This window comes from Segetibacter aerophilus, from assembly GCF_007991655.1.
Taxonomy (GTDB): domain Bacteria; phylum Bacteroidota; class Bacteroidia; order Chitinophagales; family Chitinophagaceae; genus Segetibacter; species Segetibacter aerophilus.
The window spans coordinates 42,815-55,795 of sequence record NZ_BJYT01000005.1 but is presented as its reverse complement, the minus strand read 5'-3'; the positions used below and the strand labels follow the sequence as shown (position 1 = coordinate 55,795).

General features: G+C 40.1%; 10 protein-coding genes. 2 read left to right on the top strand and 8 right to left on the bottom strand.

Annotated elements, in window-relative coordinates:
- Positions 1 to 23 precede the first annotated feature (23 nt).
- The 5 genes from SAE01_RS07755 to SAE01_RS07735 form a co-directional block, all read right to left on the bottom strand.
- The gene (locus SAE01_RS07755; RefSeq protein ID WP_147203177.1) at positions 24 to 611 is read right to left on the bottom strand and encodes an NADH-quinone oxidoreductase subunit C; all 588 of its coding nucleotides are present in this window, start codon (positions 609 to 611) and stop codon (positions 24 to 26) included.
- 97 nt (positions 612 to 708) lie between these two features.
- Positions 709 to 1,272, bottom strand: a complete 564-nt coding sequence (locus SAE01_RS07750) for an NADH-quinone oxidoreductase subunit B (protein ID WP_147203175.1) — start codon at positions 1,270 to 1,272, stop codon at positions 709 to 711.
- Positions 1,273 to 1,668: 396 nt separating this feature from the next.
- The gene (locus tag SAE01_RS07745; protein WP_147203173.1) at positions 1,669 to 2,064 is read right to left on the bottom strand and encodes an NADH-quinone oxidoreductase subunit A; all 396 of its coding nucleotides are present in this window, start codon (positions 2,062 to 2,064) and stop codon (positions 1,669 to 1,671) included.
- Between the two features lie 74 nt (positions 2,065 to 2,138).
- The gene (locus SAE01_RS07740) at positions 2,139 to 3,293 is read right to left on the bottom strand and encodes an acyl-CoA dehydrogenase family protein (RefSeq protein ID WP_147203172.1); all 1,155 of its coding nucleotides are present in this window, start codon (positions 3,291 to 3,293) and stop codon (positions 2,139 to 2,141) included.
- A gap of 224 nt (positions 3,294 to 3,517) precedes the next feature.
- Complete coding sequence (locus SAE01_RS07735; protein ID WP_147203170.1) at positions 3,518 to 5,017, bottom strand: spore maturation protein; 1,500 nt, start codon at positions 5,015 to 5,017, stop codon at positions 3,518 to 3,520.
- Positions 5,018 to 5,170: 153 nt separating this feature from the next.
- On the opposite strand from SAE01_RS07735, the gene ychF reads away from it, so the two are divergent.
- Positions 5,171 to 6,271 carry a redox-regulated ATPase YchF gene (ychF, locus tag SAE01_RS07730; protein ID WP_147203169.1) on the top strand — a complete coding sequence of 367 codons (1,101 nt, stop codon included), beginning with the start codon at positions 5,171 to 5,173 and terminating at the stop codon, positions 6,269 to 6,271.
- Positions 6,272 to 6,353: 82 nt separating this feature from the next.
- On the opposite strand, the gene SAE01_RS07725 is transcribed toward ychF, so the two are convergent.
- Positions 6,354 to 7,040 carry a response regulator transcription factor gene (locus tag SAE01_RS07725; protein ID WP_170234108.1) on the bottom strand — a complete coding sequence of 229 codons (687 nt, stop codon included), beginning with the start codon at positions 7,038 to 7,040 and terminating at the stop codon, positions 6,354 to 6,356.
- A 2-nt stretch (positions 7,041 to 7,042) separates the two neighbouring features.
- A complete protein-coding gene (locus tag SAE01_RS07720) occupies positions 7,043 to 8,725 on the bottom strand; it encodes a sensor histidine kinase (protein ID WP_147203165.1) in 1,683 nt (560 codons plus the stop codon).
- A 134-nt stretch (positions 8,726 to 8,859) separates the two neighbouring features.
- On the opposite strand from SAE01_RS07720, the gene SAE01_RS07715 reads away from it, so the two are divergent.
- Complete coding sequence (locus SAE01_RS07715; RefSeq protein ID WP_170234107.1) at positions 8,860 to 9,669, top strand: GLPGLI family protein; 810 nt, start codon at positions 8,860 to 8,862, stop codon at positions 9,667 to 9,669.
- Positions 9,670 to 10,088: 419 nt separating this feature from the next.
- Here SAE01_RS07715 and SAE01_RS07710 read toward each other — a convergent pair whose 3' ends face one another.
- Positions 10,089 to 12,884: an outer membrane beta-barrel protein gene (locus SAE01_RS07710; protein WP_218029115.1), complete on the bottom strand. Its 2,796-nt coding sequence runs from the start codon at positions 12,882 to 12,884 to the stop codon at positions 10,089 to 10,091.
- Positions 12,885 to 12,981 lie beyond the last annotated feature (97 nt).

The following is a 12,981-nucleotide window of genomic DNA, read 5'->3' as shown; positions in this document are numbered from 1 at the left end:
TTTATAATTCGAATTAAAAGAAGCTATATCCATGTTTTATCCTTATCAGCTTCGCTGATTGTCCTTGGCTCATCAGGTACCTCACGATTGCCAAAGTCAATGCTGCCACCGCGACCAAACATCTCATCATCTTTATCTATACGGCTTTGATCTTCCAAAGGAAATTCTTTGCGCATAGGGAAATAATCCATCTCCTCAACATTCAAAATCCTCTTTAAGTTCGGGTGACCAATAAAGTTGACCCCAAAAAAATCGTAGGTCTCCCGTTCCATCCAGTTTGCGGATTCAAAAATGCTGGTGGCAGTGATTACATCTGGTTGAGCTACCGGAAGAAATACCTTGAATCTTATCCTTACATTCTCCACGAGGTTATGCAAGTGGTAAACCAGGGCTAACTCCTCCCCCACACGTTCAGGATAATGAACCGCACATAAATCAGTCAAGAATTGAAATCCCAAATCGGGCTCATCGTATAAAAAACGCATCACCTTCAAATTCATTTCCCTCGGGGCAGAAAAAGTAAGCATGCCATAAGGTTCACCAAATTCAGTAAGTGATTCTCCAAACTTGTCAACTAATCTTTGTATGATATCAGGGTTAGTTAAGGGCATCTATCTAATTTGAAAATTAATCAATTTGAAATTTGAAAATGAAAAGGCGTAGGATCACATTTTCAAATTATCAAATTTCGAATTTCCCGCATTTGCTTTATTGTATGCCGTAGCTTTCCATCAAAGCTTTGTACTGTTCGCCGTTTCTGCGACGGGTACTTTCGTTGTGTACCAGATCCTGGATACGCAATACGCCATCAATAATTGCTTCAGGTCTTGGCGGGCATCCCGGAACGTAGACATCTACAGGAACTACCTGGTCTATACCTTGTAATACGCTATAAGAATCGAATATACCTCCTGAACACGCGCAGGCACCAACTGCCATTACCCAACGAGGTTCGGCCATTTGCAAGTAAACCTGCTTTACTATCGGAGCCATTTTTTTAGCGATTGTTCCCATCACCATTAGCAAGTCGCACTGGCGAGGTGAGAAGCCTAGTCTTTCACTTCCAAACCTCGATAGATCGTAGTGAGAACCCATGGTTGCCATAAACTCAATACCGCAACAACTGGTTGCAAATGGTAACGGCCAAATGGAGTTTTTTCGTGCAAGGCCTAAAACCTTTTCTAAAGAGGTGGCACCAAAGCCCTCTCCCATATATGTTTCTGGAGCTTCGAGCTCTTTAACTTGTGTATGAAATCTTACTGGACGAGCCATAATTTGTCTGATTTTAAATCCTTTTCAAATTACCTTCTAAAAAATAACCGTTGTTTTACCAACATTTTTTGAAAGCTGCAAAACAGCAATTAAAGACGTGCAAAAGTACTGCAAGTGCGTCAAATCCAAAGAAATGTTTCAAACGGAATTATCTGAAATGAATCACAAATTCCTGTTGTTTAGATTATTTAAAAAGGGATGAATGTTTTTTTTAGAGGATGCAAAAAACATGCAAGCCCCAACCCCGATGGTACAAGCACAGCACTGTTTTGCTGTACAAGTGAGTGACACAACGATGTTGAAAGAAGCAGAACGGTTTGAACAAAAAAGTTATCGATACAGGTTTAAACGAAAAAAGCAGGAATTTTCGCCCTGCTTATAAAATTCTTTCTGATCTTAATCTTCCCACTGCAACGCGCCCTTTTTAATAATATAGTAAAAACCTGCCAGGAAGAAACCGACAAACATCGCGAGCGCCCCAAAGCCCGACCAGCCTAACTGCCTGAAGTTTACGGCATAAGGATAAAAGAAAATAACCTCCACATCAAACAAAACAAAGAGGATGGCCACAAGGAAATATTTTACTGCCATCGGCTGACGCGCATTACCAACCGCTTCTATACCACTTTCGAAGTTTTGAAGTTTATCGCTTGTTTTTCGTTTAGGACCTAATAAGTGAGTAAGGCCCATCATCAAGCCAACAAAGCCGATAGCACAAAGTAGCTGAAGCCCTATAGGAAAATAATTAGCCGAGGTGCTTGCCTCATTTATTGCAGCGTCTAAAAAATACATGTTGTAGAAATTTCGATGTAAAAATAAGGAGTATCGGGAAACGGAATAAAAATCAGTTTGGGAAAGCATGAACCCTATTGCAAAAGTAAGCGGCTGATTACTATCCGCTGCACTTCACTGGTGCCTTCATAGATTTGGGTAATTTTCGCGTCACGCATTAACCGCTCGACGTGATATTCCTTAACAAACCCGTAGCCGCCATGTATTTGCACCGCTTCCACCGCCGCCCACATCGCAGTTTCACTACTGAAAACTTTTGCCATCGAAGAGCTTACCGTATAATCCTGCCCCTGGTCTTTTTGCCACGCAGCCTTTAAACACAACGCTCTTGCCGCCTCGATCCTGGTAGCCATATCTGCCAACTTAAATTGTATCGCCTGGTGATGCATAATCTCTTTGCCAAATGCCTTTCGCTCCTTTGAATATTTAAGTGCAAGTTCATATGCTCCGCTGGCAATACCCAATGCCTGGGAGGCAATGCCTATTCTTCCGCCGGCTAAAGTTTTCATGGCGAACTTAAAGCCAAAACCGTCTTCGCCTACCCGGTTTTCTTTAGGCACTTTTACATTGTCGAACATTACTGAAGTCGTATCACTTCCCCTGATGCCTAATTTGTTTTCTTTCCCCCCGACTGTCACACCGGGCCACCCTTTTTCTATAATTAAAGTATTGATACCATGACTTTTTTGCTCCGGGTGAGTTTGAGCCATAACGAGGTACACTGAAGATGTTGAGCCGTTGGTTATCCAATTTTTGGTGCCGTTCACAAGGTAGTGGTCACCCATGTCCTCGGCGGTTGTATGCTGAGAACTAGCGTCACTTCCAGCCTCGGGCTCGCTTAGCAAGAACGCGCCGATATATAATTCACCATCCTTCTTGCCTTGGGCAAGTGGGGTTAAATATTTTTGTTTTTGTTCTTCCGTTCCAAACGCTTCGAGGCCCCAGCAAACCAGGCTGTTGTTTACGCTCATACAAACACTCACGCTTGCATCGATTTTACTAATTTCCTCCATTGCCAAAACGTAGCTAATAGTATCCATTCCACTACCGCCGTATTGCGGGTCTACCATCATACCCATAAACCCCAGGTCAGCTAGTTTGGTTATCTGTTCTTTTGGAAATTTTTGTTGCTCGTCCCTTTCTATTACTCCCGGCAGGCATTCTGCAATGGCAAAATCCCTTGCCGCCTGTTTTATCATCAGTTGTTCTTCAGTGAATTGGAAATTCATGTAGTGGAATTATTTTAAGCAAGGTAAGAGAATTTAAAAGAGGAAGTATTGTGGAACGAGCGTTAGGAATTCTATTTAACATCGTTGTGTCACACCATTCAACCTATTGTTATTACTCGACTTTTATTGACCCGGCAGCAAGTGAGGTTCTATAATGTCCGAATACATCTCACAAGCAACCAGGTAGAAACGAACAGGGCGGTAAGAATGTTTGATGAAGAACTTTAAATATTCCCGAAAAACAAATAAGCAAGTGTAATAGCAGTCAGTAAACCGACAAGGTCGGCGATCAGCATAGCGCCAACTGCATACCGTGTATTCTTAATAGATACGGCACCAAAGTAAATCGCAATCACATAGAAGGTAGTGTCTGAGGCGCCTTGCATTATAGAAGCAAGCCTGCCTACAAAAGAATCTGCCCCGAAGTTCTTCATTGCATCTACCATCATTCCCCGCGCACCTCCGCCACTTAGCGGGCGTATCAGGGCTGTCGGCAAAGCATCTACAAAACGGGTATCAGTACCCAAGGCAGCAAAAAAAGACTTTATCCCGTTAATAACCACATCGAACGTTCCGCTTGTACGAAGAAGACTTACTGCCGCCAACATTCCCACGAGGTAGGGAATGATACGTACTGACGTTTCAAATCCGCCTTTCGCGCCATCTATAAAAGCATCGAACACATCGATTTTTTTATAAACTGCTGCAGTTATAATTAGTAAAAAAATAACCAGTATAAGTCCGTTGCTTAGCACATTAGAAAATGTTTGTACCGATTGCGCATCTAACGAGGTTAAATACACCACGAGTAGTACAAGCAATACCGAAAAACCTCCGACCCACGCCAATACCACGGGCTGTAATAAGTTGATCTTCTGCTTATATGAAACGATGATCATTGCAGCAATAGTGGCTACAAAAGTGGTAATCATACAAGGAACAAAAATATCGGTTGGGTTTGCCGATTTCATCGAAGCCCTAACGGCGATAACGCTTACAGGTATCAGGTTAAAACCGGCTGCATGCAAACACAAAAACATGATCTGTGCGTCGGACGCCACGTCTTTTTTCGGGTTAATTTCCTGCAGGCTCTCCATTGCCTTCAATCCAAAAGGCGTGGCCGCATTATCTAAACCAAGCAAGTTGGCTGAGAAATTCATCATCATATGCCCATGAGCGGGATGACCCTTTGGGATACCGGGAAATAGCCGGGAGAAAAAAGGACCAATGACTCGCGACAACAAACGAATACCCCCTGCCCTTTCCGCAATGCTCATAAAGCCCATAAATAAAGCCATGATACCAATCAAACCTATGCAGATGTTAACTGCGCTTTTACAGGTTTCAATGATTCCGTCTGCTTTTTTGACTAATCGTGATTGTATTGATTTGTAAGTAAAAATGGCCATCTTTCCCTCTACCCCTTTTAAGATAGAAATGGAGTCATTGTCAACCTTGTCGCTGATTATAACATTAGCGGGATGAGCTGAGTCGGCTGCTACATAAGCAAATGCGGAAAGATATTTAGCAAACCCTTCTTTAGTCTTGATACCAGTTTCGGTGGGAGAACCAATCATCAAATATCGAACACTATCATATGCATCGTCAGCCTTACCTACCACCATTTGACTAAATATCTGGCTATCTCCAAAGAAAACTGCTTTTGATGCTGCAACCAGAACTGCTATAATAATGAAAGCCGACCAAATCCTACTCAATGCCATTAATACTGTTTGATATTAGGTGTCGTGATTTAAGTGTCACAATAATACGGTTATAGTTTCAAATACCTACTTTTGCCGCAAAATGGAGAGGTGTCTTTTACATGTAGTGTTCACCTTGTCTTTTGAATTTTTAATCTTTAATTTTTAATTATAATGGGTCTTCAAGCAGGTATTGTGGGATTGCCAAATGTGGGAAAATCAACTCTATTTAATGCACTCAGTAACGCTAAAGCGGTTGCAGCAAACTTTCCTTTTTGTACAATCGAACCAAATATTGGGGTGATCACCGTTCCTGATGAAAGATTGATTGCGTTGGAAAAAATCGTAAATCCTCAACGCGTTGTTCCGGCAACTGTTGAGATTGTTGACATCGCCGGACTGGTAAAAGGTGCAAGCAAAGGTGAAGGTTTAGGCAACCAGTTTTTAGGAAACATTCGTGCTACCGATGCAATTATACATGTGCTTCGCTGTTTTGAAGACGATAATATTATTCACGTCGATGGCAATGTAAATCCTGTTAGGGACAAGGAAATTATTGATACAGAACTTCAGTTGAAAGACCTTGAAGGAATAGATAAGAAAATCTCTAAAAACGAGAAATTATCAAAAACCGGCGATAAAGAATTCCTCCATGGACTTGACCTCCTAAAGCAACTAAAGGCTTTTATGGAGCAAGGTAAAAATGCCCGCGGCTTTGAAGTAAGTCCGGAAGATAAAGAAAAGCATTTTGCAGATCTTTTCCTGCTTACAATGAAGCCGGTGATATATGTATGTAACGTAGATGAAAAAAGCGTTGTAGGCGGCAACAATCATTCAGAGGCGGTGAAAGAAGCCGTGAAAAACGAAAAGGCTGAAACATTGCTAATCAGCGCGTCTATTGAAAGTGAAATTGCGGTGATGGAGAGTTTTGAAGACAGGCAATTGTTTTTAGAAGATATGGGATTACATGAAAGTGGTGTTGCGCGGCTGATCACCTCAACTTATCGCTTACTAAACCTTGCCACTTATTTTACCGCCGGTGTACAGGAAGTGCGTGCATGGACCATTACAAAAGGAATGCTTGCTCCGCAAGCTGCCGGAGTAATTCATACAGATTTCGAAAAAGGTTTCATTAGGGCTGAAGTAATTAAGTACACAGACTTTATAAAATACGGTTCAGAAGCAGCTTGTCGCGACAATGGTAAACTTGCAGTACAAGGAAAAGATTACTTGGTAGAAGACGGGGACATTATGCACTTCAGATTCAATGTATAAATTCTAGAGTATCTATTTATGTAAAGAGACGGTCAAAAACCGTCTCTTATTTTTTTGTGCTACAGCAAGCAACAAGTTGAGCTTAGTTTTCTACTACGAACCGATATCCAACGCCCTTGATCGTAATTATCTCAATTCTCAATTCGTCCTTCAAATAGGTCCTAAGCTTTGTGATGTATACATCTAAGTTTCGGCTGTTGAAAAAAGAATCGTTGCCCCAAATCACATTGAGAATATCTCTTCTGTCAATAATGCTATTGCGATTTCTATAAAGCAGTTTTAAAAGCTCTGATTCACGGAAAGTGAGTTTTTTTTCTTCTGTACCATATACCAATGACAATCTATTTACATAAAAAGTAAACTTCCCGAGATGGATGGTTTCGTGTTCTTCACTTTCCTTTTTGTCTTTATTTCTTAGCACATTCTCGAGCCGAACAATTAGTTCTTCAAGGCTAAAAGGTTTTCTTATGTAGTCGTTGCCACCTACTGTAAAACCCTTTACCACATCTTCGGTTTGTGACTTTGCAGTTAAGAATACGATCGGTGCAGTTTTATCAATTTCCCTGATCTCCCGGGCAATTTCAAAACCATTTTTGTTGGGCAACATAACATCTAAAACACAAACATCTGGTTGATATTCATTAAAAAGTTTTAACACATTTGTTCCGTCAGCTTCCATACGAACGTCAAATCCCCTGGTTTCAAGACTTTCCTTTACAATTTTTCCAAGAAACAATTCGTCCTCTACATATAGTACTTTGATCGCCATAATTACCGTGGAAATTTAATAATGAAACTGCTACCTTTTCCTTCACTGCTTTCTACCTCGATCATCCCCTTATGCATTTGAATAACGTGTGCGACATAACTTAAACCTAGTCCATACCCTTTTACGTTGTGTTGATTGCCTGTTGGCACTCTAAAGAATTTTTCAAAAATTTTGTCTTTATATTCTTGTGCTATTCCTGGCCCGTTATCTTTTACAGCAATAACCAGTTGTTCAAGCGACCCTTTTATATCAACTTTTATTGCGGCGTCTTTGCCGGTATATTTTATAGCATTATCAAGCAGGTTAAAAATTACGCTTTGCAAATGAATGAAGTCTCCTTTCATTTCAGTGTTTCCCTCGGCTTCTATCTTAACGATCGCTCCAGCTTTGTCAAGTTGTACACGTAAATACGAAACCACTTCCTCAACTAATAACCTCATGTCAAATGTGTCAACTTGTAACTCAATTTTATCTTGCTCGAACATTGAGAATTTAAGCACTTTATCTACCAGCAGTGACAACCTGTTTAGCTCACCTTCAGAAATATCTAAATATTCTTTTGTCCGCTCTTTATCCTGCAAGGCATTGAAGTTTCTCAAGGCCTCAATAGCTACACTAACCGTTGCAATGGGCGTTTTTAGTTCATGCGTGATGTTGCTGATAAAATCATTCTTTACTTCAGCCAGTTTATGTTGCCTAATCAGGCTTGTATAAAAAGCTACAAAAGAAAGTAAGGTTACGGCGACCAAAAAAAAAGAAAACCCAATTGGCAAGGATATTTTTTCTATTAAGTAAGGAAAACTATTGCCGAGCTCTAAACGATATATGGAAGGTTGTTCAATACCAACTAAAACTTCATTATCCTTCTCTTCCACTATCCCCTCTTTCCGTGAGGTTTTGTAAATATTAAAAGGCACATTCAACCGGTCAGCGGAACTCTTTGTTGTATAGGCATTAGAGAGTTCATTAAGAGGAAGCGAATCGAATGGTGTTGAGATGCGATAAACAAAATCAACATCAGGCGGCATGTTAGGTAACTTCTTTTTGAAAAAAAGTCGTCTTTCTTTTTGGCGGTTAGAATCCTTCTCTGATAATACCATTCTTACAACATGCCTGTTTGTACCCAGTGGTGGAAGTTGCCTTGACATTAAACGTTCTGCCATTTGCAAACGAAAATCCTGGGCGCTTGAACTATCGCTGCTTCTAACGCCATTTATAATTACTACATTGCCGATAGAGGCAGGATTTATAGTATCGAGCTTGATTGTATGGGGATGGATACTATCATTTGAAATAAATGAACTGCCCGGCTTAAGCGTAATAAATACCTCTTTTCTATTGTTAATTCCCTTGCCGGTCGAATCATCCTTCAAACGGTTTACAACGGTATTCGTTAGTCTTACAATAGATCGCCGGGAAACGTTTGCGGGAGCTGACATTGTTTGGCTTACTGCAGGAAGAAGATTATTGTCAATAACCTCTTTAACGTTTTTAGTCTTAACTGTATCAAACCTTAGATGCGACGCCTGCACTTCCTCAACAACCTGGCGGAACAAAGAGTTGCTCTTTACCCGAAGTGTTGTTGCCTCACGCTGATAGTTGTTGTAGATCCAATAGCACTGAAACGCTGTTATAACAAACAGTGTAACGACCATCAAAACAACTAACCATTGTAAACGCTTCAAACGCTGCCCATTTGAAATCAAATGTACAGGATTACTAAAACGGTAAATGTGTCATTAACCTTAATTAACCTTAATGATAGATGCATTAACATGTGCGCCAGAAGACGATGTATAACTTTGACAAAACTCAACACATGAAGAAATATGTATTCTCAACAGCACTTCTCATTTCTGCTTTTTCTTCTATCGCCCAAATGAAACAGGGAAGGGTATTGTACGAAAGACAGGTGAAAATGCAGGGGCGCCTACTGCTACAAGGGGCGCCTGAAAATCCTGAAGTTGCCAAAATTTTAAGCCAACCAAGAATAGACCGTTTTGAATTGCTGTTTGGAAACAATCAATCCATATGGCAAAAAGCAGATGATGAAATGCCTCCGGAAGAATTACCTTCTAGTGGACCAATTCGTATTTCATTTATGGGAGGTACCGATGACATAACTTTTGTAGATATCAATTCAGGGAAGCGAACAGACCAGGTGGAAGTTGGTGGTAAAAAATTCATTGTTGAAGAGGATATAAAACAATTGAACTGGAAAATTTCCGACGAAACAAAAAACATACTTGGACATCCCTGCAGAAAGGCAACTGCAGAAACAATAGGTAAAAGGCCTCGAACCCAAATGATTAATGGTGAAATTAAGAAGGAGGAAGTAACAGACACTACTTATTCAACTGCGTGGTTCGCAACTGATATACCTGTCTTTGCCGGTCCCATGTACCCAAAGCAGTTGCCTGGTTTAATACTGGAGCTGGATTTGAATAATGGCCGCACCCTTTACAAAGCAATTGAACTTACAGAAAAGACCGAAGTAGCAAAAATAAAAGTGCCGCAAAAAGGTAAGAAGGTAACGATACAGGAACTTCAAAAAGAAAGAGATGCACTGATGCAGCAGATGCAACAGAATTTTAAAGGTGGCAATATTACAATTAGGGGAGGAAGTTAGAAGCGCTCATTAATGTTTTAAAAAAGTCCCGGAGGTTTATCCTTCGGGACTTTTTTATCTGCCCATTCAGTGAGAGAACTTAAATATTAGCAAGGTTTCGAGTGACTATATTTTTCTTTTTGTTCGAGCATTTAGTTCTGTATTGTACATCGTTGTGTCACTCACTTGTACATTTATTTATTTGCTCTACTCAAGCCGGCACTTTGAACAATATTTGGACAATTATTCCTTTTATTAAAAATTGTCCATAAACATCTAAACCTGCAATAATCGATCTTAGAATTTTTTGAAAAAAGATGCATTGTAGCGCCCGTACAAGTGTGCGACGCAAGAGTGTTAGATGTAGCTTCAAAGCTCATCACAAAAAGAAAAAATTCTAAAAAATCGAAGTGACTTCGCAGGTGAAAACCTTTCAATCTTTACATTCTTATCTGCACGTTATTTCTACCTCCACCGGTTGAAAGGCCCGTCTTGTTTAAACTAAATGTAAAGCTTAACAGAAAGTACCTGCGAAGGCTGGTAATGCTTGCATCCTCGATATAGTTCTGCGTAGTGTTGCGGTTGATGCTGATGTTGCGATTAAGCAGATCGTAACCTGACAACTTAATCTCGCCACGATTATTCTTCAAAAATAATTTGCTAAGTGAAGCAGTCCACAATGGAACATTGGTATTAAAAGCGGATGCCTGGCGACTGTACATATTATAAGTAAAATCTGTAGCGAAGAAGAATTTAGCAGGCAGCTGCCATCCAATTTCAGCACCGTAGTTTTGACTTAAATAAGTAGCATTTAAAGTTTTTTGAAGTGAATACACAGCGGAATTATAATTAGCTGAAGCACTCAAAACAAGATTCAGTTTTTCTGTTGGATTAACGTCTAAACGAACCGCAGGTCCAATCGAAGTGGTAGCAATATTGTTCTGGTTTGAATTGATGAATTGCTTGCCTTTATTGAAAGCAATAGTGCTACTTACCTCCATGCTTCCTCTTAAAGGTTTGATTGGAAAACTGTAACTCAGGCTACCACTTATATCGTAGACGCCGTTTACATTCACCGGCCGCGACCTAACCAAACCAACGCTATCGACGATATCATAATTAACGATTTTGTTTTGCGTCTGGCTAGCATTGATGTTTATAAAAGCGTTCCTGTTTTTATAGAAGTTGATCGAGGTATAGCCAAGCCTTACTGCGTGCGTGTATTCCTGCTTTAGAAATGGATTACCCTCTCTTATATACAGCGGATTACTAACATCAGGCACTGGTTGCAGTTGGGTGACGGAAGGCTGGGTTGTGTAAGTATGGTAGAAAAAGCTGAGCTTATTAAAACGGTTAAAATTGTATTGAAACTGTGCTACCGGTAACAGGTTAGAAAATGCTTTTTTAATTAGAGAATCATTAATTCCCGTTTTTATTTTTCCTTGTAGAGCTGCATTCTGCCAATATGCACCAACCGCATAATAATATTTTTTCCGTTGCGTACGTAAGCGTAAACCTGAGTTTATATACCCGTAGGAATTATCGAAATTATTTGAGAGCATTGGGTTTAAACGGTTGTACTTACCCGTAGAGGAATTGTAGTCGTAGGTCGTTCTGTTAGAATTGTTTTTACTGTTGCTATTGGCGATACTAAACTCTAATAATGATCTTTTAAAAACCGGTTCAGTGTAAATAGCTTTGGCAGTATAAGACCAACTATTTGCGTCTAACTGGCTCTGGCGGTAAATAGAATCCCTCCTAACCAATGTACTTTCCTTGTTATAAAATTGGGTAATAGCTTGTTGGTCTTCGTTGCCATCGCTTTTGTTTTTGGTAGCTTGCAGATTTATAGAAAAGGTTCTTCCTTTTAGCCTGAATTTCTTTCTAAACAACACTTCGTTTTGAAAATTATAACCGCTGCTTTTGCCAAGGTTATTACTAAAGCCTGAATTGCTTACCTGCCCCCTACCTGACGATGTTTCATAATCGCTTACAGAATTGTTTGTTGTACGTTGACTGCCAAACGAAGGAGATATTTTAAGAGAATGAAAAGAGTCTATTTGAATGTCTGTAATGAAGTTGACGCGGTGGGTGTTGGTCAAGTTATTCGTTCTTGAATTTGACTTGTAGAAATAAGAAGAATCGGGTAGTAAATACTCGCGTTGAACATTGCTTTCTATGAATGGATTATAACGGCTGTAGAAGTAATTACTTCGAAAATCTGTTTTTGTACCAATGATATCATTATGATTAAAACCGCCACCCCACGTGGTATTTATACCATTATTATTTTGAGTGCCTGCCATTTGGTTCAAAACCTGACTTCCCCCTCCCCCATTTTGCTGTTGTTGCAAACCTCCTGAGAAATTAAGCATATCAACAAAGGAAAAGCCTTCAGCATTTGTATTATTTCCCATGCCGATCAACGACGTTTGTCGTGCTCCTTTGAAGGAATTTACATTGAATTTTCCCTGGTAACGATCGCTTGTTCCCGCACCGGCGTTTATTTTTCCGAACATTCCACCTTTGCGTTCTTTCTTAAGTTTCAGATTAATGGTCTTTTCACCACTTCCATCATCAAATCCTGTAAGTTGCGCCTGGTCGCTTTGACGGTCATACACATCCACCTTATCAACTGCATCAGCAGGTAGGTTACGGGTAGCTAATTTCGGATCATTGCCAAAAAATTCCTTTCCATCAACCAATACTTTTTTCACTTTTTCACCTTGAGCCTTAATGTTGCCATTTTTATCAACTTGTAAACCCGGTAGCTTTTTGATTAATTCTTCTACCGTCGCATTAGGCTGAGTTTTGAAAGAACCGGCATTGTATTGAATAGTGTCGCCATTTAGCGTAACCGGTGGAGCTTCGAAAGTAACGACAACTTCTTCCAACATAGTTGAACGGTTGTGCATAACAACATTACCAAGATCAACACGCATGTTAGACGAATTAACTGTAAACAGTTTATTCGAATTCCTATAGTTAACATGTGTAATCATCAGCCGATAGTCGCCACTAGCAATATCCGAAATATCAAACCTCCCCTTTTCATCGGCCAATGAGAAGCTAACTAAAGATGAATCTTTTTGTCTTAGTAACGTAACTGTCGCACCGCTTACAGGTTGTTTTAGCAGCGTATCAAATGCTACGCCTTGAACCGTTCCACCTTTTTGTGCAAGAGCAATTGTAGTGAAAATTATTAGTGAAAAAATAAGCAAGCCGACTTTTCTCATAGCTGTGGTAGTTGATGCTACGAAAGTATTCATATGGTAAAGGAAAGCAGGTTAAGAGGGGTTGGTTTAATGTTAACGAAGGTTAATAAAATCAGCA